At 42.9% G+C, this 26516-nt stretch carries 20 protein-coding genes and 1 tRNA gene; 9 read left to right on the top strand and 12 right to left on the bottom strand.

What is annotated here, in order from left to right:
- The first annotated feature begins 19 nt into the window (after positions 1–19).
- Positions 20–829 (top strand): ADP-ribosylglycohydrolase family protein, encoded by an 810-nt coding sequence (locus tag J5A55_RS00775; RefSeq protein ID WP_004384595.1) that lies wholly within the window; start codon positions 20–22, stop codon positions 827–829.
- Here J5A55_RS00775 and J5A55_RS00770 read toward each other — a convergent pair.
- Positions 792–1787: a patatin-like phospholipase family protein gene (locus J5A55_RS00770; RefSeq protein WP_004384594.1), complete on the bottom strand. Its 996-nt coding sequence runs from the start codon at positions 1785–1787 to the stop codon at positions 792–794. The two genes, J5A55_RS00775 and J5A55_RS00770, sit on opposite strands and share 38 nt — an antisense overlap.
- Positions 1788–1988: 201 nt before the next feature.
- Between J5A55_RS00770 and J5A55_RS00765 the strand changes: the two genes are divergently transcribed.
- From J5A55_RS00765 to J5A55_RS00745, 5 genes are all read left to right on the top strand, one after another.
- The gene (locus J5A55_RS00765; RefSeq protein WP_004384593.1) at positions 1989–3686 is read left to right on the top strand and encodes an RluA family pseudouridine synthase; all 1698 of its coding nucleotides are present in this window, start codon (positions 1989–1991) and stop codon (positions 3684–3686) included.
- Positions 3687–3833: 147 nt separating this feature from the next.
- The gene (locus J5A55_RS00760; RefSeq protein ID WP_004384592.1) at positions 3834–4394 is read left to right on the top strand and encodes a pilus assembly protein N-terminal domain-containing protein; all 561 of its coding nucleotides are present in this window, start codon (positions 3834–3836) and stop codon (positions 4392–4394) included.
- 125 nt (positions 4395–4519) lie between these two features.
- Positions 4520–5203, top strand: a complete 684-nt coding sequence (locus J5A55_RS00755; protein ID WP_004384591.1) for a NigD1/NigD2 family lipoprotein — start codon at positions 4520–4522, stop codon at positions 5201–5203.
- A 25-nt stretch (positions 5204–5228) separates the two neighbouring features.
- Positions 5229–5783 carry an RNA polymerase sigma factor gene (locus tag J5A55_RS00750; protein WP_004384590.1) on the top strand — a complete coding sequence of 185 codons (555 nt, stop codon included), beginning with the start codon at positions 5229–5231 and terminating at the stop codon, positions 5781–5783.
- Positions 5784–5797: 14 nt separating this feature from the next.
- Positions 5798–7057: a porin family protein gene (locus tag J5A55_RS00745; protein ID WP_004384589.1), complete on the top strand. Its 1260-nt coding sequence runs from the start codon at positions 5798–5800 to the stop codon at positions 7055–7057.
- A 421-nt stretch (positions 7058–7478) separates the two neighbouring features.
- Here J5A55_RS00745 and J5A55_RS00740 read toward each other — a convergent pair whose 3' ends face one another.
- Positions 7479–9467: a KUP/HAK/KT family potassium transporter gene (locus tag J5A55_RS00740; RefSeq protein WP_004384588.1), complete on the bottom strand. Its 1989-nt coding sequence runs from the start codon at positions 9465–9467 to the stop codon at positions 7479–7481.
- A gap of 142 nt (positions 9468–9609) precedes the next feature.
- Here J5A55_RS00740 and metG point away from each other — a divergent pair, with 142 nt between their 5' ends.
- Positions 9610–11673, top strand: a complete 2064-nt coding sequence (gene metG / locus J5A55_RS00735) for a methionine--tRNA ligase (RefSeq protein ID WP_004384587.1) — start codon at positions 9610–9612, stop codon at positions 11671–11673.
- Positions 11674–11819: 146 nt separating this feature from the next.
- Here the strand turns inward: metG and J5A55_RS00730 are convergent, their stop codons facing one another.
- The 8 genes from J5A55_RS00730 to J5A55_RS00695 form a co-directional block, all read right to left on the bottom strand.
- The gene (locus tag J5A55_RS00730; RefSeq protein ID WP_039851604.1) at positions 11820–12365 is read right to left on the bottom strand and encodes a hypothetical protein; all 546 of its coding nucleotides are present in this window, start codon (positions 12363–12365) and stop codon (positions 11820–11822) included.
- A 59-nt stretch (positions 12366–12424) separates the two neighbouring features.
- Positions 12425–13135: an ABC transporter ATP-binding protein gene (locus J5A55_RS00725; RefSeq protein ID WP_004384585.1), complete on the bottom strand. Its 711-nt coding sequence runs from the start codon at positions 13133–13135 to the stop codon at positions 12425–12427.
- A gap of 7 nt (positions 13136–13142) precedes the next feature.
- On the bottom strand, positions 13143–14804 hold the full coding sequence (locus J5A55_RS00720) for a putative transporter (RefSeq protein ID WP_004384584.1): 1662 nt from the start codon (positions 14802–14804) through the stop codon (positions 13143–13145).
- A gap of 25 nt (positions 14805–14829) precedes the next feature.
- On the bottom strand, positions 14830–15648 hold the full coding sequence (locus J5A55_RS00715; RefSeq protein WP_004384583.1) for a bifunctional hydroxymethylpyrimidine kinase/phosphomethylpyrimidine kinase: 819 nt from the start codon (positions 15646–15648) through the stop codon (positions 14830–14832).
- Positions 15649–15958: 310 nt separating this feature from the next.
- The gene (locus J5A55_RS00710; protein ID WP_004384581.1) at positions 15959–16615 is read right to left on the bottom strand and encodes a hypothetical protein; all 657 of its coding nucleotides are present in this window, start codon (positions 16613–16615) and stop codon (positions 15959–15961) included.
- 617 nt (positions 16616–17232) lie between these two features.
- Complete coding sequence (gene secDF, locus J5A55_RS00705) at positions 17233–20253, bottom strand: protein translocase subunit SecDF (RefSeq protein WP_039851593.1); 3021 nt, start codon at positions 20251–20253, stop codon at positions 17233–17235.
- Positions 20254–20358: 105 nt separating this feature from the next.
- Positions 20359–21462, bottom strand: coding sequence for an endonuclease/exonuclease/phosphatase family protein (locus tag J5A55_RS00700; protein WP_004384578.1), 1104 nt, complete (start codon positions 21460–21462; stop codon positions 20359–20361).
- A 57-nt stretch (positions 21463–21519) separates the two neighbouring features.
- Positions 21520–22461 (bottom strand): rhomboid family intramembrane serine protease, encoded by a 942-nt coding sequence (locus J5A55_RS00695; protein ID WP_004384577.1) that lies wholly within the window; start codon positions 22459–22461, stop codon positions 21520–21522.
- A gap of 225 nt (positions 22462–22686) precedes the next feature.
- Here J5A55_RS00695 and J5A55_RS00690 point away from each other — a divergent pair, with 225 nt between their 5' ends.
- Positions 22687–22962: an HU family DNA-binding protein gene (locus J5A55_RS00690; protein ID WP_004384576.1), complete on the top strand. Its 276-nt coding sequence runs from the start codon at positions 22687–22689 to the stop codon at positions 22960–22962.
- A 159-nt stretch (positions 22963–23121) separates the two neighbouring features.
- Here J5A55_RS00690 and J5A55_RS00685 read toward each other — a convergent pair whose 3' ends face one another.
- Both J5A55_RS00685 and J5A55_RS00680 read right to left on the bottom strand, forming a co-directional pair.
- Positions 23122–25185: a TonB-dependent receptor gene (locus J5A55_RS00685; RefSeq protein ID WP_004384575.1), complete on the bottom strand. Its 2064-nt coding sequence runs from the start codon at positions 25183–25185 to the stop codon at positions 23122–23124.
- 120 nt (positions 25186–25305) lie between these two features.
- On the bottom strand, positions 25306–26037 hold the full coding sequence (locus tag J5A55_RS00680; protein WP_004384574.1) for a helix-turn-helix domain-containing protein: 732 nt from the start codon (positions 26035–26037) through the stop codon (positions 25306–25308).
- Between the two features lie 213 nt (positions 26038–26250).
- Between J5A55_RS00680 and J5A55_RS00675 the strand changes: the two genes are divergently transcribed.
- Positions 26251–26321: transfer RNA gene (locus J5A55_RS00675), tRNA-Gln, on the top strand.
- Positions 26322–26516 lie beyond the last annotated feature (195 nt).

Here is a 26516-nt window from a genome sequence, read left to right as displayed (position 1 = left end):
AAGACTAACCTAAACTATTATGATTGGCGCTATTATTGGAGATATAGTAGGCTCTCGCTTTGAATTCGGAGCGGCTCCAAAAGAAGGATTCGACCTATTCACAGAAGATTGCTCATACACAGATGACACCATTTGTACTATCGCTATTGCTGATGCGATACTAAATGGTCGTGATTATCAAGATAGCTTACTCGATTGGTGCAAACGCTATCCTGACCCTATGGGAGGCTATGGCTCTTGGTTTGACAAGTGGTTACATGCCGAGCACCCACAGCCTATGAACTCCTATGGAAACGGTTCGGCAATGCGTGTCAGTTCGATAGGCTGGCTCTTTGATGAGTGGGAAGATGTGATCGAAGAAGCGGCTAAGAGTGCACGAGTTAGTCATAATCATCCAGAAGGAATAAAGGGTGCGCAATGTGTTGCCGAGGCTATTTGTTGGTTGCGCCTAATGCGTTTCTCCAAGGCAGATGTTGAGAAGAAAGTACACAAGTTCTATGGTTATGAGCTGCCATCCATGCGTAACATCCTCAAGATTGGGGCTGAAGGTCACTTCGATGCAACCTGTCAGGAGACTGTTCCAATGGCGTTACGTTGCTTTATGGATTCTAATAGTTTCGAGGAGGCGATACGCTTAGCTGTGATGTGCGACGGCGACACTGACACCAAAGCATGTATAGCTGGTTCTATTGCAGAAGCCTACTATCAGGTGCCAGAATGGATGATTGAGAAAGCAATCGACTATCTCCCTGCCGATATGTTAGATATCTTGGGACAGTTTTACGAGCGTGTTAAGAACCTTTGCCAACCTTGGAAAGCAACTCGGTAAGCTGTGGTTGAAACTGCTTCCCTGTCTCTTCTCCAATACGAATCATATCCTTTATTGCTTTAGCATTGAAGTCTTTTACACCATAAGAGCCTAAGTTGGGATTGATGTAGATGTCGGCTTGGGTACGATTAACATTATATTTCTTTATATCAGGGCGTTCCGCCAACCAATCCAGCACACCACCCATTCCCTTCAAAAAGGCTAATGGCGAATGATAATCATCGTGTTTATCCTGTTGGAGATCAATGGCAATAACAATGTCGGCACCCATCTTGCGCACAACATCTACTGGGAAGTTATTGATCATACCGCCATCAACAAGCGTCATAGTATCTAATGGAATCGGTTTGAACACTCCCGGAATAGCCATACTAGCCCGCATATTACGAGCCAAAGAACCTGTATCAAGCACTATCTCTTGCTGTTTCCGAATGTCGAAAGCCACACAAGCAAAGGGAATAGGCTTTTGCTGTAATCCACGTTGCACGGGAGAATGAGCGACAAGAGTATCTAAGAAATTATAGATATGGTCACCATGCAATAGTCCGAAAGCCTCTTTAGCCCCTGTTCCAGCCTTTCGACGAACGGGAAAACCGAACAGATAGCACACACCATCCTCTTCTTTGAACACCTTTCCCATAAGAGTTGTATCGCGATCAGCCATCAATGAAAGCCAATCTTGCGAACGGAAAAGGGTGTCAATATCATTCGCACGATAGCCCTCAGCATAGAGTCCGCCGATAATTGAGCCTATACTTGTCCCAGCGATATAGTCGATAGGAATGCCCACACGCTCTATCTCTTTCAAAACACCTACTGCCGCTGCTCCTTTCGCACCGCCTCCTCCGAGCACAAGTCCTATCTTTGGACGACTTACGGGAACCTTCGTAGTCTGTTGGGCAATACTGTTCAGTCCACAGCATATTATCATTAGAAATACAAAAAATACCTTCTTCATAAGGACAAAAGTAATGTTTTTCTAAAAGATTAGCGTATTTTACGAGTTTATTCTTCATTTTATTAGTTCTAATTAAAACCTATCAACACCCCCAATTACCAATAACTCTTTTTCTCGTAACCCCGCTCATTTGTCTACTTTCCCATCAACTTGTCTACTTGTAAACCCGTTTACTTGTCAACTTTTCCTTACCTTTGCAGCATGAAGTTCCACCCGTTAGTAATAGACACGCCTCTCCCCGCCTACTTCAATAATCCTTTTGATTATGAACCAGACGCAATCTGTCGTGCTGCTGCTGCTCAATTACAGGCTACATTGCCCCCGACACCTATTGAGGGAAAGATGTATGGCGTATTAGTTGTTGAACATCAAGGACAAATAGGATACCTACAAGCCTATTCAGGACAGATGGAGAAAGAAGGAGAAGACTATGTTCCCGCAGTATTCGACTATCTACAACCGGGAGAATACTTCAAAGTTCACGAGGAAGAAATAACTCTTCTCAACAAGAGAATAGCGCAGTTGAAAGCCTCAACAGCCTATAAGGAGACAAAAGAGAAGCTCTCTCAACTTCAGAAAGAGGCGACAGAAGCTATTGAGCAAGCACGCAAGACAATGCAAGAAGCCAAACGATTGCGTGAAAAGAGACGCAACGAGAACGCTGTAATAACCGATGTTGAACAAGCTGAAATGATAAGAGAAAGTCAGTTTCTAAAGGCTGAATTGCATCGAACAAAGGTGTTATATACGGAAAAACTCACGGCTGCCAAGGAGGAACTGGCTCACTATCAAGAGAGGATAACTGCATGGAAAAGGGAGCGGAAGATGAAGTCGGACCACTTACAACAATGGCTCTTCTCACAGTTCAATTTGCTCAATGCTTGCGGAGAGACGAAGAACTTACTCACAATCTTCCGTGAGTATTATCTAAAGAATAGTCCAGCACGTACAAAGGCTGCACATCTATCGCCAGCCACCGAGAGCCTCGCTCCATCATTACTTCCACCTGCTGGTGCAGGAGAATGTTGTGAACCAAAACTCTTGCAATATGCCTTTCTACACGGATATAAGCCTATTTCAATGGCAATGTTTTGGTGGGGAGCGTCGCCAAAGACTGAGATTCGACAGCATGGAAACTATTACCCAGCCTGCAATGGGAAGTGTAAACCTATATTAGAATGGATGTTGAAGGGTTTACAAACGCCTTTGTGTGAAGAGAAGATAGTGCCGAGTAATAAGAAAGAAGCTGAACGGATAAAGTTAGAAACACTTTACGAGGATGATTATTTGGCTGTTGTCGTAAAGCCATCAGGCTTGCTTTCTGTTCCAGGAAAAGGTGATAAACCTTCTGTTTATAGTCTATTAAAGACACAATGGAACGGTAAGAGTGATGTATTCATCGTACATCGATTGGACATGGCGACGAGTGGTTTGCTCGTTGTGGCACGTTCATTGGAGATTTATAAGGCTTTGCAAGCTCAGTTTATACAGCGTTCTGTAAAGAAGACATACGTTGCTTTGCTCCCAATGTCTTTCCTCGATAAAGCTTATCCTTCGTCGGGTAGAATAGAATTACCCCTTTCCCCCGATATCAATGACCGCCCACGACAATGCGTCGACTATCTACATGGAAAACGAGCAATCACTGATTACCATGTAATTGGCGAAACCTCCTATGGTAAAGAGAATCTACCAGCTGTAAAGATAGAGCTTCATCCACTAACTGGACGTACCCACCAATTACGCATCCATTGTGCTCATCCAGACGGATTAGATACGCCCATCATTGGTGATAACCTTTACGGACAACGTGCAGAACGCCTTTGGCTACACGCCGAGCACTTAGAGTTCACTTATCCCATTACTCAAGAAAGAATGGTATTCAATGCTCCTTTATAAGAATAAGACAAAAGATGAATTAAAGTGTGACGTAATTATTTAACGTATTTTTAGCCTTTAATGAGGCAAGATATTATGACTCTCTGCTTTTAATAAGCGACATGAGATGATAAATCTTTAGTTTTAAACCGATAAATAATTACAAACATGGAAATGAAAATGAATTTCAAAACAATGATGATGGCAGTATGCTGCCTTGGTGCTACAATGTTCGCTTCTTGCGACAAAGACGACAACAAAGATTCTCACCTGAAGTTTAGTGCCGCTAAAGTTGAGCTTGCACCGGGTGCTACTACCAATGTAACCATTGGCAACGGAGCCCAACCTTTTACAGCAAAGTCAACTGATGATAAGACAGCTACAGTCAAAATCAACAAGAACATTATGACCATTACTGGTGTAAAAGAGGGTAAGGCTTCTATCATCGTTACGGACAAGAACAAGATGACAGGTACTGTTGCAGTAAACGTGGTAAAACCTCTTTCTTTTGACAAGCCACAGGTGACAGTCTCTACCGGCAAAGAGGAAGTGGTTAACATCAAGTCTGGAAAGGCTCCTTATACAGTACAGGTAAAGGATACAAAGATTGCTACAGCCACTGTAAAAGATGCTAAGATTACCATCAAAGGTGTAAAGGCTGGAACAACAACTATCAGTATCGTTGACAAGGATAAGCAAGCAGGAATGATCACTGTTACCGTAAGGTAAACCGAATCTTCTAAATTATAGCAGGACAGGGAAGCTGTTTTACTCACCTTCCCTGTACCTTACAAGGCTAAAGCTTTTCATAAATATTCATACTTTGGTAATATAAATAAGATGGAGGAATCATTATGAGACACATTTTAAGTTATCTTCTCGTTTTAGGAGCAGTGATAGGTTCGTTGTCTTTGCAATCGTGCGAAAACGATGATAATTACGACTATTCCGTCAATTACCCAAATGCACTTGTCACAATCAAGACCAATAGCTCCACAGGACAGGTGTATCTCCAGTTGGATGATGAAACGACGGTTCTTCCAACAAACATGAAGACTTCGCCTTATGGAAACAAGGAATTGCGCGCACTAACAAATCTGAAGATTCAAGATGGACAAGGTGGGCACTATTCAAAAAGTGCGTATGTAAATTGGATAGACACCATATTAACAAAGAACATGGTGCGTAGCATGGGGGCTAAGGATGACGAAGTATATGGAAAGGATCCCCTGGAAATAGTCAAGAACTGGACTACATCTGTAGAAGATGGTTACCTCACATTACGCTTCCGCACATATTTCGGCAATGGAACAAAGCATGTCGTAAATCTTGTTAAGGGCGCCCAACCTTATGAGGTAATACTCCATCATAACGCCATGGGCGACACGAAAGGATATGTTCGTGATGGACTTGTAGCGTTCCGCCTTAGTGATCTCCCCGACACACAAGGGAAGACTGTTGACTTGACCTTGAAATGGCAGTCGTTCTCGGGAGCTAAGAGTGTTCACTTCAAATATAAGAGTCGTAAACAACAGTGATTGCAACGTCTACTCATAAACACGCATGATCTTACCGGGAAACAACAAAGAACAACATATCATAAGCCTTTTCGCAAAGGGTGATACTCTCGCCATGGATAAACTCTATGGCGAGTATGCAGATTATTTAGCAAAGGTGTGCTTACGATATATTGGTAACCGAGAGGACATGCATGACGTACTGCAAGAAGCATTCATCAGGATCTTCACCAAGATTCATACTTTTGAATATCGAGGAAAAGGGTCTCTGAAAGCCTGGCTCACGAGGATTGTTATTAACGAGTCTCTACACTTCCTCAGAGAGAATGATGCAAGTGCTTTTATTGATAAAGAAGTTGATTTACCTGATGTTGTTGCAGGCGAGCCAGATATAGACAGCCTGTCCATAACGCAGATAACCGATACTATTCTCAAATTACCACCAGGATACAGAACTGTGTTTAACCTGTTTGCCATAGAGGGCAAAAGTCATAAGGATATAGCAGAACTCCTCAACATAAAACCAGACACATCTGCTTCACAATTCCACAAAGCAAGGAACATGCTTGCACGAATGCTAAAACGAAAAGAACAAAACTAATAATGAGGTAAGCAATGAAGGAAGAATGGCTTGACAAATTGCAGACTCGTATTCAACATGAATATGACGTAAAGGCACCAGAAGGTCTACTCGACGATATTAAACGTGAGATGGCACATCGCGGGGTTACTCCTGCGCATTCTTCTACCCAGAAGCATGCACGTATAATCCCTCTATGGGGCTATCGTGCCGCCTCCGTTGCAGCCATAGTTGCCATTGGCTTGTACCTAGGGTATATACTCGTTGACCATTCCTATTTGCCTAACCAAACAGCAACTACGCTTGGAAACAAGATAACGCCTGCATCAAAAGTACAAACCATAAGTTCAAGCATTAACAACTCTACACCAAGTATCGCCAAACTTGTTGCATCTATCTTCAAAGAGACCCCGAAACATTTAACGCATCACACCCAACTTGCATACGTCCCCAACAACACGATTGAAGAGGGAATAACAGCCAATGACAAGGTTATTGAAAGTCAGCAAGTGACCAATAACACAGAACAAGAAACGCCAGTAACTACTGACAACCACCAGCCTACAAAGCAACAGTCACGGGGAAAGCAAGGAACAAGCAGCATATCACATACAGGAAACAATGCCCCTTCGTCTCGATTCAGCTTTGGGACATCCTACAATGCCACCGCAGGGACGACCACCAGTGCTGAACGCCCATTCCTACCTGTTGCCAATCCATACGGTGACTACAACCCTGTTTTCGCTGGGAATAACATACAAGGAACCGAGGGGGCGAGAACCCACACGAAGCATCACCAACCCATTAAATACGGCATATCTGTACGATACAACATCAATAAGCATTGGAGCGTACAAACTGGTTTAACCTACAGTTACCTTAGTTCGGATTTCTCGCACGGTAACGAGGGCGAGAGACGTGTAGCAGAACAAAAGCTACATTATGTAGGTTTGCCAATAAATGCAAGTTACAGCTTCGTCAAGAAACACAACTTTAATGTTTATGCCACTGTGGGTGGCGAGGTTGAGAAGCTCGTAAAAGGTGAGTTAAAGCAAGCGGTAGATAGAACCAATCCAACCCTTTCACCCAACACGACAATCAAAGAGCATCGCCCCGTCTTCTCTGTTAATGCCGCCATTGGCGCAGAATATAGGGTTACGAAGGATGTCAGTGCCTATATAGAGCCTGGAGTGAGCCACCATTTTAACAATGGTAGCGACGTGGAGAATATCTATAAAGCCAAGCCCACCAACTTCAATCTCAATATCGGAATAAGAGTCAACCTAAATAAGTAATGCGTTAAAGAGGCTGAATGATGTCTTCCTCACTGTAGACCGAACCTCTTTACAAGACCTTCCGAATCTATCCTCATACCTAAAATATAAAAGACTGTTAAGTTCCAGGGCGTAACTGTTAACATCGACGAAATGTACTTTCGTGGGGCACGGGTGTCGGACCCGTGCCCCACGAGTCCGACACCCGTGCCTTACAAGTCCTACTTAACTTCTAATGAAGATTTACTAACGTCTCGAACAAAACTTTGCTATCTTCCTCAATGGTATTAAACACTCTTGACCAAAGGTATTAAACACTCTTATCCAAAGGTGTTAAACACTCTTGCCTAAGGGTGTTAAACACTTACGATGAAGGGTGTTAAACACTCTTGCTCAAAGGTTATGACACCTTTCTAGAATCCTCTAAAGTGATCAAAGCAAGTTACTCGGCATCTTCCTCTATCCTTTCAACTCTAGGAATACCATTCTTCGCTTGTTTTGCATGTGACCTCACCACTAGTGGAACATTCTCTATCAAAACATTACTTGTGTTCAATCCTAAAGAACGGGTCATACTTAGTTTCAATCGGTCAATCCATTCATAAGCATCCATGATAAGGCGCTCCTTAAAAGAGAAGGAGGTGAAAGTGGCATAGAGCCTATTAATCAGTACAAAGACAAAGTTTCCCATAACATCATGCTTAGCTAATGACGGATAAGATGACGCTAGTGAAAAGCCATCTTTAGCCACCATATCCTCGATTATCTGCCTGAAATAACGATTAACAAGTGGATGAACACGGAATCCTAAACGTAAGTTGATGCGGTAAAGAGTATCAGGAATCAGCGTCGTAACATCATATTCCAGTGTTGAAGGGCTGTCCTGATAGTCTATATGCAGCAAGAAATAATGATCAGCACGCATTGGGTGCTTATTAATTATCGAATAGAGAATCTTCTGTTCGATATCATATTTACCACCAAGTTTGCTTAGATAGACTATATTCGTGGCATACTTGGGAATAGAATCATCGTTCTTTATATCGGAGATGATACTAAATGATTTGCGAATATCACGTATCTGAATCTGTGCGTTACGAATGGTTGTGGCGTTGTACCATACATACATGATGATTATCATCACACTTGCAAGAAGCATGGTAACCCATCCACCATTCATAAACTTTGCCATATTAGCTATAAAGAAGATACTCTCTAGCCCCACAAAGACGATGAGGAACAAAGATATTAGCCAACGATTTACACGACGAATAGTGAGATATGCACTCAAAAGGAGTGTTGTCATCAGCATGGTTATCGTAATAGACAAACCATAAGCAGCCTCCATTCGCTCTGAACTCTCAAAGAAGAGAATAACAATCACACATAGAATATAGAGTGACATATTGACAAACGGAATATAAAGCTGCCCTTTCACATCAGTAGGATACTTAATCTTCTGACGTGGCCAGAACTTCAAGTTCATCGCTTCACTGAAGATAGTAAACGACCCACTAATCAATGCTTGACTTGCAATGATTGCTGCTATCGTTGCCATGATAATGCCAAAGAAGAGCATGCCGTGGGGCATGATGGCATAAAAAGGGTTCATCTCAGGATTCAAACTATCTGTATGCGCAATTATCCAGGCTCCTTGACCTAGATAGTTGAGGATGAGCATGACTTTTACAAACGCCCAACTGGTTCGGATATTATTGATTCCACAATGTCCTAAGTCGGAGTATAAAGCCTCAGCACCAGTCGTACAAAGGAAAACCGCACCTAAGATTAAGAACCATTCAGGGTTGCTTGCCAACAAATGAACAGCATGTAAAGGGTTAAAAGCCTGTAAAATGGGGATGTAAGCACCTATATTTGCAGCTCCGAATACACCTAACATTGTGAACCATAGTAACATCAATGGACCAAAAAGCTTACCTATAGCATTTGTACCGAACTGCTGAATAAAGAACAATACGGTGACTATACAAAGGGCAATAGGTACTACTGGAGTCTCTGGCTCATAGACTTTCAAACCTTCAATAGCCGAGAGAACAGTGATAGAAGGTGTTATGACACCATCAGCTATCAGTGTACTGGCTCCGACAATCGCCAAGAAATAGAACCACTTACGACTATGTCGACGTATTAAAGCATACAAAGCGAGTATTCCACCCTCCCCTTTATTATCAGCACGAAGTGCAATTAAGACATACTTAACCGTTGTTTGGAGTGTTAACGTCCATATAATACAGGAGACAGCGCCTATGATATACTCCACATTAACAGGATTCCCTGCTCTTACTATTGCTTTCATCACATACAAAGGAGATGTTCCTATATCTCCAAAGACAATACCTAATGTCACAATCACGCCTATCAAACTAAGTTTATGACGTGTTGAATTGTTACAATTGTTATCCTGAGTCATTATAACTAAACCTTAAAACGACTGCAAAGGTAAATAAAATCAGGATAACGACACCATCAACCATTAGCTTTTATCTATATTTCTTTTGCCGTCTACCTTATTTACAGTAACTTTGCAACCTATAAATAACAATCAAACATATATGGAAGAAAAGAAATTCAAGCGCACTACTGTTACGGCTGCATTGCCTTATGCCAATGGTGGTGTACATATAGGACACCTTGCAGGTGTATATGTTCCAGCCGACATCTACGTGCGTTATCTTCGTCTAAAGAAGCGTGATGTGATCTTTATCGGTGGTAGTGACGAGCATGGAGTACCTATTACTATTCGTGCAAAGAAGGAAGGTATCACTCCTCAAGATGTATGTGATCGCTATCATAAACTTATCAAAGACTCCTTTGAAGAGTTCGGAATATCATTCGATATATATAGTCGCACAACAAGTAAAACGCACAACAAGTTTGCTTCTGACTTCTTCCGTAAGTTATATGATGATGGTAAACTCGTTGAACAAGAGAGTGAGCAATATTACGACGAAGAGGCTCATCAGTTCTTGGCAGACCGCTATATCATGGGAGAATGCCCTCATTGTGGTAACCCCAATGCGTATGGCGACCAATGCGAGAAGTGTGGTAGCGACCTTAGTCCTATGGAATTGAAGAATCCTCACTCTACTATCTCTGGTTCACAACCCGTTATCAAGAAGACAAAGAACTGGTACTTGCCCTTGAACAATTACCAAGAATGGTTGAAGCAATGGATTCTCGAGGATCATAAAGAGTGGCGTCCAAACGTTTACGGACAGTGTAAGAGCTGGCTGGATATGGACTTGCAACCTCGTGCAATGACCCGTGACCTCGACTGGGGAATCCCAGTTCCTGTAAAAGGAGCTGAAGGCAAGGTCTTATATGTTTGGTTTGATGCACCTATCGGATACATCTCAAATACGAAAGAGTTATGCGATAGCGACCCAGAACACTTTGGTAACTGGCAAAAGTGGTGGCAAGATCCAGAGACAAGGTTGGTTCACTTTATCGGAAAGGACAACATTGTCTTCCATTGCCTCATCTTCCCAACAATGTTGAAAGCCCACGGCGATTACATACTACCCGACAATGTCCCTGCAAATGAGTTCTTAAACCTTGAGGACAATAAGATTTCTACAAGCAAGAACTGGGCTGTTTGGCTCCATGAATACCTTCGCGACTTTGAAGGGAAGCAGGATGTTCTGCGTTACGTGTTGACAGCCAATGCTCCAGAAACTAAGGATAACAACTTCACATGGAAAGACTTTCAAGAGCGTAACAACTCTGAGCTCGTTGCTGTCTATGGTAACTTCGTGAACCGAGCATTGCAGTTAACGAAGAAGTATTGGAATGGTATCGTACCTGCTTGCGGTGAATTACAGGAAGTGGACCGCCTAACGATACAAGAGTTTAAGGATGTCAAGGCAAAAGTAGAGGCTTATCTCGAAGTATTCAAGTTCCGTGAGGCACAGAAGGAAGCGATGAATCTTGCCCGTATCGGTAATAAATACATCACAGAATGTGAGCCATGGAAGGTTTGGAAGACTGATCCTAAGCGTGTGGAGACAATTCTCTATATCTCACTTCAGCTCGTTGCAAACCTCAGTATTGCCTTCGAACCATTCTTGCCATTCTCTAGTAAGAAGCTACGTGAACTCATTAATATGACGGAGTACGACTGGAGTGAACTCGGCTCAACCGATCTCCTCCCTGCAGGTAAACAGCTGGCAGAACCAAAACTCCTCTTTGAGAAGATTGATGACGAGGCTATCGAGGCACAGCTTCACAAGCTAGAAGAGACCAAGAAAGCCAATGAAGCTGCATCCTACAAGGCTGAACCAATTAAGAAGGAGATTCCTTTCGAAGACTTCGAAAAGCTCGATATCCGTGTAGGACATATCATCAAGTGCGAGAAAGTGAAGAAGAGTAAGAAGCTCCTAAAGTTCACTATCGACGATGGTTCTGGTGTTGAGCGCACTATCCTTAGCGGTATTGCAGCCTATTATGAGCCAGAACAACTCACAGGTAAGGACGTTCTCTTCGTTGCCAACTTTGCTCCTCGTAAGATGATGGGCATTGAAAGTCAAGGAATGATCCTCTCCGCTGTCAACTTCGACGGCTCACTTACGGTTACAACAACCATGGGTGAGGTGAAACCAGGAAGCCAGGTAGGATAGGAGGAAGCCTCCTCCCTACCCTTTCTCATAAAGGGTAAAACTAGCAAATGCCCTCTTTTGTTTCCTATACCATAAGGTTATGAAGCAAAAGAGGGCATTCTTTATCCAGTACTTCCCTCACTGAAGAAGAGTGGCTAAGCCTGAGGCTACTCAATCCTCACACTCTTTCCATCCTTATAACAGGCGATGGTGCGGTTACCTTTCTTATATATATCTTCATTGCCGGGCATATCCAACGTAAAGCCAGCAGCTTTGACTTGCGCTACAAGGTTATCGTATGCAGGCTGATTGAATACTGCGATAATCATTGCGCCATCCTTGAAAGCAATGTAACTAGACACACCCTTACGCATTGGCTTTGGATAGTCCTCATACTTATCAGCGGTGAGGAGCTTTGCTAAAGCACAATTCTTATAGTACATCTTAGAGAACTTATCGAGTCGATAAACCTCATAATTAGTCTTCAATTTATAGCCATACTTCTTGGTAATAGCAGCCGTCTTATCTGGATTCTGGAACATATCCAGTGCCTCAGCTATACTGATTACGTCCTTTATGGGTTCAACACTTACAACCGTATCAGTAGTTACAGGCTTCGAAGTGGGCTGTGTTGCACTTTGCTGCGTACCACAACTACTAAAACTAAAGGCTGCCACAACAAGGGCAATTGCTATCCATACATTCTTCTTCATAATCATTCCTTATTTTGTCGTATTGATTCTTTCATGTTTAACTGATAATAAACACTATTCTATTTCCCAATTATCTCCTGCATCTCTTGCCTCACCTCAGCAGCTGTAACAGTATGCAATGAGCCTCCTTGCACCTCCAACAAACAATCAGCAAAGCGCATAGCCAATTCCAAATCATGTGTAGAAAGCACGATGAGCTTATCTTTCTCATGCGCCATGGAGCGTAACAACTGAAAGGTCTCCGCCTTAGAAGGGAAATCAAGAAAGGCAGTTGGCTCATCAAGGAGTATGATGGGCGTTTCTTGTGCAAGTGCCTTTGCAATCATCACCTTTTGTCGCTCGCCATCAGAAAGCGTCTGAATCATCCTATGCCGAAGTGGTTCTATCCCCACAGAACGGATAGCATCATCAACAACAGCACAATCTCTAGCACGCAACTTACCAAAGAAACCTGTGTAAGGGGAACGCCCCAACCCAATAACCTCTGCCACTGTCAGATTCTGCACATCAGGCTTCTGCGTCAGGACAATGCTTATCTTTCGTGCCAATGCTTGCTGTGTAAAGGTCTCTATGCCTTGCCCATCTAATAGAAGGTCGCCCGATAGCTTTGGAAGAAAGCCTGTCAATGTCTTTAGGAACGTAGACTTACCGATACCGTTCCGCCCTATTAAGCAATGTAATTGACCGCTTTGCAACTCTACATTCACATCAGAAACGAGTGCTTGCGAAGCCGTATAGCCTACTGAGAGATGTGACAGGGAGATCTTCATAACGCCGTCAGACAAAGAACATCACCAGCACTTGGGCTATGATCACACGAATAAACATACCCAAAGGATAAACGGTTGCATAACTGATGTTGCTTGTTTCGCCATTAACGGTATCGTTGGCATAACCCAATGCCATTGGGTTTGCCATCGAGCCGCATAGGATTCCACAGATAGTACCAAAGTCGAACTTCTTCATGCGGAGCGCAACAACACCCACAATGATCACTGGCAGTACCGTAAGGACAAATCCTAAGCCTATCCAAAGTAAGCCTTCTGGACGCACAACCGTTGCTAAAAAGTCCTTACCTGCATCCAAACCGAGGCATGCAAGATAAAGGGCTAGTCCTAACTTACGCAACATCAACGATGCACTACGGGTGGCGTAAGCGATGAAGTGGAAACGAGGACCGAACGCACCGATGAGGATTCCCATGATAATAGGACCTCCTGCAATTCCTAAATGGATGGGCGAATCCATACCAGGGAGCGTGAATGGGATTGTTCCTAACGCCAAACCGAGTAGCATACCAAGGAAGATAATAGCCAAGTTAGGCTCATTGAGCGTCTTAACAGAGTTGCCCAAGAACTTCTCTGCATGGTCGATTGCTTCTGGCTGACCCACTAATGTGAGGCGATCACCATAGCGCAAGACAAGATCTTCCGTCGCCAAGAGTTTGATATCACTACGAAGAACACGACTAACATTGACGTTATAAGCATCACGAAGGTGCAACTGACCAAGTCGCTTGCCATTAAGAACGCTCTTTGACAATACTATCACACGGCTCTCCACCTTAGAGTCTAAGTGATTCCAGTCCACTTGTTCCTTATTCAAGTCACGCTCCACACGCTTACCAAAGAGCAATTCCATCGCTGGCACTTCCTCTTTCTTCGTTGCCACAAGGAGGTTATCATTCGTCTTGAGTTCGGTTGTGCCCTTCGGTACAATCACTTCATCACCACGCCAAATGCGAGAGATAATAAACTTGCGGTGCGTGCCCTGCGCTATGTCTGCAATGTACTTACCATTGATAGCAGGGTTGACTACAACGAATTGACCAATAAAGGTATGGTCGTCGCTGCTACTACTCTTCACCTCCAAATCACTGGGCTTGACAAAGAACTTACGGATGAATATCATTGCAAAGATAACGCCTACAACACCGAGTGGATAGGTAACAGCCGTTGCCAAAGCAGCTCTAGCACCGCTCACACCAACATGCTGCAACGCTTGCTGACCTGCACCGAGGGCTGGCGTATTCGTGGTTGCACCGCAAAGAATACCTATCATATCCGACATAGGCACCTTCATGATATACGTAAGGGCTATTGCCATTGCCGTACCAAGGATGATGACTGCCAGAGACCAGATATTAAACGAGGTTCCCTCATGCCTGAAGGAACCAAAGAAGTTAGGTCCCACGTGCAAGCCTAAGGTATAAACGAAGATAACCAAGCCGAACGTCTCACAATAGTTGAGCATTTGGTCGTCTACCTTCAAGCCGAGACTTCCCGCAGCGATACCAACGAAGAATACAAAGGCAACGCCTAACGAGATACCACCAAACTTTATCTTACCCAAGCCGAGACCAACAGCACAAATGAGCGATATAACTACTACGCCTTGAAGCGCTGAAGGAATGGAGAAGAGTCCATTGATCCAATCCATATTATCGTTGTTTAGTTATTATCCTTTATAATAATCCCAAGTATTGCTCCAAAGGGATTCCCCTGTTCTTATCCTCGTTATCCTTATTACGATCTATCAGTGCGTAAACGCCGTCCATCGCCTTTTGTGTACTCGGGATGAGCAGTTCGCCATCCAGCAAGTGACCAATAAGAATAGCAGAGAAGATATCGCCTGTCCCTGGGAAATGGACGGGGATTTCGGTATAAGGGAGACTGAAATACTTATCTGTTACATGATTATACCCAGCTACGGAAGGCGTACCATCAATAAGAATGGAGGTGATTAATGCCGACTTCGTACCTATCAAACGCAAGCCATCGAGCAAACGCTTCGCCTCATCGAAGTCTACTCCATCTGTATTAAACTTGCTTGATGTGAGGTAACAAGCCTCCGTGTAATTAGGGAAAGTGAGGTCGGCAACGCTTATCATCTCACGCATTGAGTTGATAGTAGCAGCTGTCACACCGTTATAGAGCTTCCCTTCATCGCCCATTATCGGGTCAACAAAGATGGTTGTGCCGCGTACAGCTTGCTCACGACAATAGGCTGAAACTAATTGTGCCTGACGTTCTGATGCGATAAAGCCCGTCGCTATCGCATCGAAACTGAAACCTAATTCCTTCCAAACAGGGAATACATCCTTGATATAATCAGTTGTCTCTAAGATCTTAAACTTACCATAGTCGAGCGTATTTGAGACCAATGCCGTAGGGAGGTTATACACGGGATGCCCCAAATAAGACAAGATAGGCAGCATTGCGGCTGTAGCCACTTTGCCATACCCTGCCATATCATTGATAAGAAGTATATGTTTCTTACTCATTAATTATGTTGGTTAATGGACTACAAAGGTAGTGTAAACCGCATGAACAGCAAAATAAAAAGTGATAAAACACGTGTTGGCTATCACTCAACACAGAGTGTTCAACAAGCAAGGATAGCCTAATATTATATCAGAATAGTTACATAAAAGTAGGGACAGACGCCCTCGTCTGTCCGCCAAACTCATAAATCCAAGTTAATTGATAGAGGGAGGTGAGCGGACAGACGAGGGCGTCTGTCCCTACTATTGCACGGGGTTTAGAAAACAAATTTTCCCTTTTCAGAAGAATACAACAGCCTCTACTTTCCCCCTAAAAGTTATAGCTAACAGCCAAGAAGATGCCATGCATGCACTTCTTCTTCGGATAGAAGTCATTGAATCGGACGTTGTCATAGACCAGATTGCGCCGCAGGGCATACGTATCAAGAGTAGAGAACTTATAGCCAGTCCAAATGCTCATATCACCCACATCAACGCTCAGTCCCAGCTTGCAATCGAAGGCATACCACGTACCCTTATTCGTATGCACATTCACCACATCCTTTGGTAGATTGTAATTCCCCAACAAATCAACAAAGACATTACCCAAAGGTATATTCATCATAAAGCCTGGTTCGGCAAATAACTTCAACTTCGCATCAGCTATCTTCAATACGGTTGGAGACACAAGACGCAGCGAAGGGCGAAAGAAGAAGTCCTCCGCTTCCCTATAGTCTGACGAGACTATCCATCCATTGCCTTCGGGAACTCCATGATAAGAAACCTGCTTCCACATTCCCACCGATGCGCCTACGCCCACATAAGGGGTAAACATTCGATGATAGGAAACATCTACTTGCCAAGTGCCTTGTAAGGTTAGTTCGCCCCCCAATGCAATACTATTCTTATTAAACGAGTCATTGTCTTGGGCACTCGCAACTAGCACCGAGCCTAACAAATAGAGTAACGTTAGAATCTTCTTCATCATATTTTGTCGAATTAAGTCAGGTGCAAAGGTAAACAAATAATACCTATTTCTATTTCATCATACCCTACTTAATGACCATACAACCGCCCTACCCACCGTTTCTAACCTGTTTCCACTTCTGTTATAACCCTTTCGAGGATGGTTCCTTATATGCGTTCAGCTTGTTATTCCCCTATCTCCGAGTTGCCACGCACGTGTGTTTCGTTCGTTACACGCCTATGTTTCATCTCTTAGACACGTGTGTTTCATTCGTTTCATCATGATGAGACATAAGTTTCACCATGGTGAGACACAAGTTTCATCATGGTGAGACACAAGTTTCATCATGGTGAGAGATGAACTTCACCATGGTGAGAAACAGACTTCACCATGGTGAAGATAATAGAACATACGTCAGAAAAAGACGCAAAGCATAGGAGAAAGCAATCGAAGGCAGGCGAGAAACGAAAGGGAATCGTATTACGCAAGGCGGGGATACGAGGGAGAAAGAACAACAAGAAAGGGCAACGGGCGAGAGAGAACAAGGCGGTTGCGGGAAATGAAACAGCCCGCTACCAAAGGGTAACGGGCTGCTTATATATATAAGGTGTAAACCTTATCTGTCTTTGACCTATTGATTAAGCCTCTACTGTAGCCTCTGCAAGTTCGTGTGAACGCCTTTCAATCTTCTTACCTAATACGAGGTAAGCAACTGGAGATGCGATGAAGATTGAACTCAAAGTACCAATGATGATACCAATAATCATTGCGAATGAGAAGCTGCGGATGCTATCACCACCGAGGATGAAGATAGATACGAGCACAATCAATGTAGAGACTGACGTATTGATAGTACGTGAGAGGGTCTGGTTGATAGAGTCGTTAAATATCTTCTGAATATCTGCCTTGGCAAGATTATGCTTATGTTTGCGCAGGTTCTCACGGATACGGTCATATACAACCACCGTATCGTTGATATCGTAACCGATAACGGTCAAGATGGCACCGATGAATGTCTGGTCGATCTCGAGAGAGAAGCCTATCCATCCATAACATAACGAGAAGCAACCGATAACGATAGTGGTATCGAGGACAAGTCCTACGATTGAACCAACAGAGAAACCGATATTGCGGAATCGCAAGAGGATGTAGAGGAAGATGAAGAAGATAGCCAGCAAGACGCTCATAAACGCATTGTAGGTAATGTTCTTTGCAATAGAAGGACCCACCTTTGCGCTCTGGATGATTGAACCACCCTCACGGATGTCTGGGTTCTTGAAGTTCGCTACATTTGTCTGACTAACGAATCCGCCCTTCTTCAGCGCATTGTAGAGAATAGTCTCTGCTTTGTCGTCTTCCATTGGGTCGTTAGAATCGATGTTATAGTTGGTTGAGATACGAACAGTCTTCCCGTCTGTACCAAGCGCAATGACGCTGGTTGTAGCTGGCTTACCTGCGTTTTCGCCTACAGTATTGATGAAGGCACCGGTCATCACCTTACGAACATCCTCAACTTGTGTAGGCTTATTCAGTGTGACAACATAGTTACGACCACCAGTGAAGTCGATACTACGGCTCAAACCACGTACTACGAAACTACCGATACATACCAATACAGCAATGCCCCAGATCGCAAAGGTCGTCTTATACATACTAAGGAAGTGGTGGCTCTTGTCCTGCATGAAGTTCTTAGAGATACCTGTTGTAAAGGTCAGATTCAACCACTTATCCTTACCAACGCGGTTCTCGAATATGATACGTGTGAGGAATACGGCGGTGAAAAAAGAGATTACAAGACCGATGATCCATGTTGTTGCGAAACCACGGATAGGACCTGTACCTGTAACAAGGAGGATAACACCTGTTATGAGTGAGGTGAGGTTAGAGTCGAAGATAGCAGAGAATGCGTTACTGTAACCTTCCTTCAGAGCTTGCTTCATGCCCTTGCCGAGCTTCAGTTCTTCCTTGATACGCTCATAGATAAGCACGTTAGCATCCACAGCTGTACCCAAAGTCAATACGATACCGGCAATACCTGGCATGGTCAATGCCGACTGGAAAGATGCGAGGACACCCAAGGTGAAGAAGAGGTTGGCAAGCAATGCCAAGTTAGCCATCATACCTGGGATGAAGTTATACATCAGAATCATGTAGAGCATTAGCAATACAAAGGCGATTGCGAATGATACAAGACCTTGATGGATAGACTGCGCACCCAACGTAGGACCTACTACTTCCTCCTGTACAATCTTAGCTGGTGCAGGCATACGACCTGACTTCAATGTGTTTGCTAAGTCTTTTGTATCCTCAATCGTGAAGTTACCAGAGATAGATGACTGACCACCTGTAATCTCACCGTCAACACGTGGAGCTGAGTAAACAACGCCATCGAGTACGATTGCGATTGCCTTACCTACATTTGCCTTTGTCAAAGCAGCCCACTCACGAGCACCTTCTGAGTTCATTGTCATGCTAACCTGAGGGCGACCGAACTGGTCGAACTGGTCTTTAGCATCTGTAACAACGTCACCTTCCAATGGAGCACGACCATCAGAGGTTGTGACCTTCAAGGCGTGAAGTGCATATACGTTCTTCTGCTGTAAGCCTTCAGCTGACTTTGCACTCCAAAGGAGTTTCAAGTTGCTAGGCAATACTTGCTTTGCGAGCTGACTATGGATGAGCTTATTAATAGCGGCTGTGTCACGCACATTTGCATAACCTACGAGGCTCAAGCCTTCGCCTGGCACAGTCTGTAACATTGAGAGTAATGGATGTTGCTTCTTAGCAGCAGCCATCTGTGCAGACTCTGTTGATGTGGCTGCAGTCTTACCTGCATTCAATGTTAGTTTAGCGTCTTTGTTAGGCTTTACAGCCTTTGTAGAATCCTTTGCTGTAGCATCGCTCTTTGAATCACCATTAGCTAAACGCTGGTCGAGCTGGGCTAAGTAAGGAGCAACCTCTTGGCTGTTGTAAGTCTCCCAGAACTCTAGATTAGCTGAACCCTGGAGCAGTTTACGCATACGCTCAGGCTCACGAATACCAGGCATCTCAACCATCAAGCGACCTTCCTGACCTTCCAACTTCTGGATGTTAGGCTGAACTACGCCGTACTGGTCAATACGATTGGTAACAACGTTGTAAGAGTTATCGATGGCGGAAGCAACTTCCTCACGGAGAGCCTTCTCTACATCTGCATCAGAACTCTGTGTTGTAACCTTGCCTTTCAACTGTTGTGTTGCAAAGACTTCTGCCAGCTTATGACCTGGAGCTACCTTGTGATAAGCATCAATAAAGAGGCTGATAAAGTCCTTCTGACTTGTCATCTCTTCCTCTTTTGCTTCTGCCATAGCCTTCTGATAAGCAACATCCTGCTTGTGGTCAGCCAATACATCAACAACGTCAGGTACTGAAATCTCAAGTACAACGTTCATACCACCTTTCAAGTCAAGACCTAGACCGATCTGTGTTTCAAGGCACTTCTGGTAAGAGTAGATACCCAAATACTTAACAGAATCTTTATAATCCTGTCGCGCAATAGGGTCTTTAATCTCCGCTGCCTTGCTATCGTAGTAGCTTGTCGCCACTGAGAAAGACAGGTAGAAGATACTTGAGAGCGTCAACAAGACTGATACGCAAATTACTAATCCTTTGTTTTGCATTTTATTTGATTGTATTTAATTATAGTTTCGCTACGCTTAATAGACGTGCAAAGATAAGCATTTTCTCACACTTTGGGAAATTTACACCTTATAAATGTGTGCTTTTTAAGGTTTGGGGCGGTATTTGAGCCAACAATAAATGGGATAATGGTCGGATGCGGTCACACTATTGTCGACGTGCGCATCGTATGGCTCAAAGTCGTCAGAACAGAATATGTGGTCTATACGGAAGTACATCCCGCTACGATGATAGCTGATTCCAGGACCATTACCACTCGCTACAAAGCAATCTATCAGTTCCTTATCTATGACTCGATGAGTGTAACTTAGTGGGTTATCATTAAAGTCGCCACAGAGTATTATGGGCACTTTCTTATCGAGATATTGCTTAACATAACGTGCCACCATATCTGCTTGTGGAGCACGACGCATTGAGACCTTTCCCAACTTGCGCAATAGGTGCACGGATTCTGACTTGGCTTTATTCGTCCGCATACGCCCTTTCACGAGTGACTTAAAGCCCGCTTTATCATCATTGGACAATCCGTTACTCTCAAAATGGTTATTCACAACAAGCGTCTTTGTGCCTTTTATGTCTACCATATAAGCCACACTTTGGTTAGAACTAGAGCCATACGGGATGGTATCTTGCCAAAGAATTGGATAACGACTCAGCAATACCATGTAATCAGCACCGGGCTTTTTCTTCACCATCAACTTGAAGTATGGATAGTGTGCCTTTAGTCTTTTATAGATTCCTCCATTCTTATCACCATCGCCTTGGGCTTCTTGCAAGCAAACCAAATCAGCCTTACTGTCAATGATATAGTTGACAATGGGGTTGGTCTTAGGATTGGTCTCTTCCCAAGAGTCAAACATATAAACATTGTAAGACAGGACTTTAATAGCACCATGGGGCTTATCCTTTGGAAGATTAAACGGGCAATAGATTCGGATAGAGGCAAAACAAAGGATAAAGCCCAATACGGGAAGCCATATTGTACGCAATCTCACAAATGCCCAAAAGACAAGGAAAGCGAAGTTAAACGCAAGGAGTATAGGATATCCCAATCCTAAATTAGCAAGCAGAGGATAATCAACAGGGTTCAACCAGTCGATATTGCCAATTAGCAACATCAACAATATAACAAGGATATTACCTACAAAGAGTGCTCTGAATGTGAACTTCTTGAAATTCTTAAGCATCATAAATATACGCCCATAAGTCTCGTTCAGGACATCTGCCCATGCTAATTACAATTACACTTAATTCTTGCTACTATCGAAGAGCTTTTGCTTCTCTGATTTAGAAAGACTATCATAGCCGCTCTTGCGAATCTTGTCTAAAATGCGATCTATCTCTTCTTGCTCTCTATGCTTCTGCGCATTATAATCCCAATCACTATTCTGTGTTGTCGAGTTATGCTGTGAGGAGGTTCCCCAAGAGTTATTATTCCCGTCTGTTCCAACCTTCCCTGTATGCTTTTCCCAACTATCTTTCATACGATCAAAGAACTGATGCCCTTTGTGCATACCCATATTTCCATATCCTGAATACGGATGTCTCTTCCAATACATAATAAGTAAGAAACCCGTCAAAGCACCTCCTACATGCACTACATGGGCAATATCGGAACCCGGACTGAACGATGAGAATATCTCAATAGCAATCATCCCTGTTACCAACCATTTAACTTTTATTGGAACTGGTATCGGTATAATGAACATTCGCTCATTAGGGAATAACATTCCAAAAGCAAGTAACAAACCAACGACAGCACCGGATGCTCCAATTGCCATTGTCTGTTGGAGATAGATAACAGATGGTATGTCAATACTCACCCCATTCCTCGTCACAGTAATCGTATCCATTACGAAAGGCATACAATACCACGCTAATTCCTGAAGGATACCGCCTCCAATGCCACAGATAATGTAATAAAAAAGGAACTTTCTCGATCCCCACACATACTCAATGACTGACCCAAACATCCACAACATAAACATGTTCGTGGCAATATGCATAATGTTAGCATGCATAAACATGCTGGTGAGGAACTGCCAGACGCCGAAGCTAGAAGAACCAATATAGAATAAACCAAAGAGATTATCTAAGTCAAGACCAATAACTCCAAACACATAAGTGGCAACGAACACCAAGACATTAATGATAAGGAGGTTTCTTGTAACTACAGGGATATTCAGCATATTACGAATTTACTAATTTTCTTATTGTAAACCATTTACCTTTAAAACGTTGCAAAAATACGAAATAATCCCGTTATAAAGCAGGAAAGAGAGAGGATAAGGGCTTATTTTTGTAATTTTCTACACTTTTCCTTTGATTTTACTTGTTATATAAAAGGAATCAACTATATTTGCAGCATAATCGAAAGTATCATTCATAAATTAATCAACAAATAAATCGGAATTATGAACAAGACAGAGTTAATCGAGAAGATTGCGGCTTCTGCTAATCTAAGCAAGGCTGACGCAAAGAAGGCATTAGATGCAACAACTGAAGCAATCAAGGATGCACTTGTTGCAGGAGATAAGGTTCAGCTTGTAGGCTTCGGTACATTCTCTACCAATGAGCGTCCAGCTCACGAGGGTATGAATCCAGCAACAAAGCAGAAGATTCAGATCCCAGCAAAGAAGGTTGCAAAGTTCAAGGCTGGTGCTGAATTGTCAGACGCTGTAAACAAATAAATTGTAAACTATTTGCAAAGTATAAGAGGCGAGCCTTGCAAGGTTCGCCTCTTTCTGTTATAGGAAATAGTTTCTTCTATGAGAACTTGGATTTTCTATGAATCCTATGCGAGCTGGAAAAGATTAGAAAAGCTATATTTCCTAACCAATAACAGCACCTTACATGATTCCAGTCTGCTTATCTTCTTGACGTTTTATTCGCTTTTCTATCTGCTTATAAGCCTTACCCTTCGACAATCGCCACGTAAAGTTAAGCCCGATCATATTACCTAAGTCTCTATTACGGTCTATTTCACTCTTATGTAGATATTCGTTGAGGAGTTGTGACTTATACATTCGTGGATGCTGTTGGAAGACGTGTTGCACATCGAGTGAAAGGCTGCAATTCCCCCAACTATAGCTTATTGCCAAATAACTAAACGCTCCATTATGCCCTAATCTCTCTCCTTCTAAGAACCTCCAACCATTATCGGCATATCCTTGCAACGTCCATTTACCAAGGTAAGCCTGCACACTCCCACCATAAGTGTAGCTGGTGAGATAATGACGATAAAGACTACAAACATTAAAACAGCGGTTAATTCCACCCGTCAATGTCACTGATAAGTGTTCGGGAATAAGCTCATACTTCAAATTATCTTGCACATAGAACAAGCTAATACTCCCCATGTTCTGTTGCGAATAAAGGAACTCATCCGCAGGAGTTCGCTCATATCTTGCCATGTTACAATGCAAGTTTCGCCGATAATCCATGTACATACTGTTCGACACCCGATTACCATAATAATCAAAACTCATCGTATGTTGAATGACACGTGAGGGCTTCAAGGCAGGATTACCCACTGTCCATTCACGACTATTATTCCTTATTCGCATATCAGAAACCATTACGTAAGGCGAAACTCGACGATAAGTCTGAAAAGCGTAACCCACATTTAGTCCTTTCAGAAGCATATACTTTAATGTAACCTTCGGTCGGAACGTCCAGTAATTATAATCATAACTGGCTTGAGAATAGGTTTTGTTTGCCACTCCAACGCCCAGAGAATAACTCAACTGCTGCCACTTTCCTTTTAACTCAGAGAAAAGATAGAGTTCACCAAGGTGCATCTTATTCAGTGCATCAACATCCCCTGTATAATGATTACGCGTGTATTTCTGCATGTGTTGCAAGCCAGCAGAGAGTGTGAAAGGCTTCAATTTGTTTTCATAAATAGCCTCACTCTGAACCGACCAAGTATCTCCATCTACATTATAAGTATAAGGTGTTCCCTCACCCTGCCTCACATACTTATCCGTGTAGATAGCAGTTCCAACAACATTCGCCGTTACACTCTGATGATTCCCTAGCTTATGAAAGAAGTAAAGATCGATAACTGGCGTAAAACGACTCGACCTATTCACATCTTGATAAGCCTGTGTTAGCGTCCCATCCATTAATTGATAATCAGAAAAACAACTAGGAGTATTCATTCCAAAGGTCGATAACGTGGCTTGGAAAACATAGGAGGCTGAATCAGCAAGGCTATACTTCATCTGAAGTCGATTGCCCAAAGCTCTATCCCTACCAGCCATTTGCTTACGTGTAACAAGGTAATGACTACCATTATTTAATAGGTAATCTGCCGTCTCTAAAGTACGCCCTTTGCGGAAGTCCCGGTAGGAGAAGTTATAAGAAAAGGACAGCTCCGAATTTTTATGATTTAGCTTTGTATAGATGGTATTATCCGTATTCCACGCTGTTAGCGTGTGTGTTAAGTCTACGCCAACGACATATCCACCTGTGTTCCTTTTCGTTTTTATATCAATAACATAAGCTATATTCTCCCCATATCTGACACCCGGATTATCGATGAAATCAATGTTTTTCACAAGTTTAGGGTCCAAGGAGAGCATTTCCTCCTTATCTATTACAACTCCATTCAGCCTTAACTGCACCGCACCATTATTCATTAAAGCGGTAACAACGTGGCTCACAGGATCTACCCGAACGTGTGGTAACGATAGTTTACTTAGCAAACTATATCCATTCGTGGATGCTTTACGCTGTGTATCAGACGGAATAATCAACAGACCATCTACCTTTGTTACCACTCGAGCAGCCTCAACAGTAACCTCGTTCAGCTGCACCTCCTTCGGTTCCTTTGCATTCTTCACCTCTTCTTGGGCTCCAATTGGTAGCACCAAGAAGCCTAACAGCAATGTACATAATACTTTCTTCATAGCTTGAATATTTTGAAGCAAAGGTAATTCCAACGCTGTTCAAGTGCAAAAAATAGGACTGACATCTGTCTGACAATAGCTTTTCTCTATTGCCTCTAACACTTCTAAGGATTATTCACCTTATAAGTGTTTGAGTCGATATCCGCCTCCCTTCTCTGCCGTAATGGTCAATCCGCAATGCTCACTAACAACAGGCTTCAAGCGACGAATCAGTGTGTAAAGTGTCTCACTGGCATCAGGTTTCTTCGGCCAAAGGCTTTCACAAATGGTAATCTTTGATAGTTTCATATCATCAGAAGCCATAAACAACTCCATCAACTGGTGCTGCATAGGTGTAAAAGGAATCTCTTTCCCCTGCACATCACGAAAGGAATGCTCCAAAGGGACGTAGGTCATACTTCCAAAAACCATTCTCCCAGCCCCATTCCGATGCCAATAAACAACAGAAAAGAGCATCCATAACATGGCAGATAAGGTGAGGAACAAAGCTAAACGTTGGTCAGATAATCCCCAAATAGTACCAAATGAACAATCAGCATAGCTTTGGAACATAAAAGAATGCCGTCCTTTCTGCCATTGATAACGCTGACTACACAAGGAATAATCGTTCTTTTCGAGTGCATAAGATACAAATGACCGACTCTTCAAGTCCTTTATTCGCAAATGCTCACGGTAGTTTTGTATCGTATCAGGCGTTATCCATGCTTCACGCTTCACTGCAAGTGTCTTCTCCAAAGCCTGATTCATGTCCTGCACAATAGCTGTTTCTGCACAACGATAACTGTTTATGCTCGTACACATAGCTGACAACACCAATAAAAGAAATACTATTACGGAAGAGATAGGTTTCATAAGTGAAGGAATTAAATAACTGAATAACAGGCATAAAAGCATGTGATTCGCAAAGATAAGCGTTTTCTTCTTTATCTCCAAATCTATCCAAAGGAAATGTCGCTATATATAAATAGGTGTAACAAACAAGCACATACAAGGACAGAACACCAATAAAAAGAATCGTTAAGAGTTGCTGATAATACAAAAAAACATTACCTTTGCACGTGTGATTGTCCTATGGTGTAATGGTAGCACTACAGTTTTTGGTTCTGTCAGTGGTGGTTCGAATCCGCCTGGGACAACTCTTTTAGATAAAAGTTCTTTGAATATCAGTACCATCAAAGAGCCTTATCTCAAGTATAATTAACTAAATCCATTAATTACCTAAAGTAATAACTCGTGAACTCTCAACTATTGTGTAAGATGGTTATCTAAATCTTCTTGAATCAAAATAAGCACATATAAGACTGTTCACACCTATAAGAAAGAAACAAATA

The sequence above is a fragment of the Prevotella veroralis genome (genome assembly GCF_018127765.1).
GTDB classification, from domain to species: domain Bacteria; phylum Bacteroidota; class Bacteroidia; order Bacteroidales; family Bacteroidaceae; genus Prevotella; species Prevotella veroralis.
This window is presented reverse-complemented; position numbering and strand designations above follow the sequence as displayed.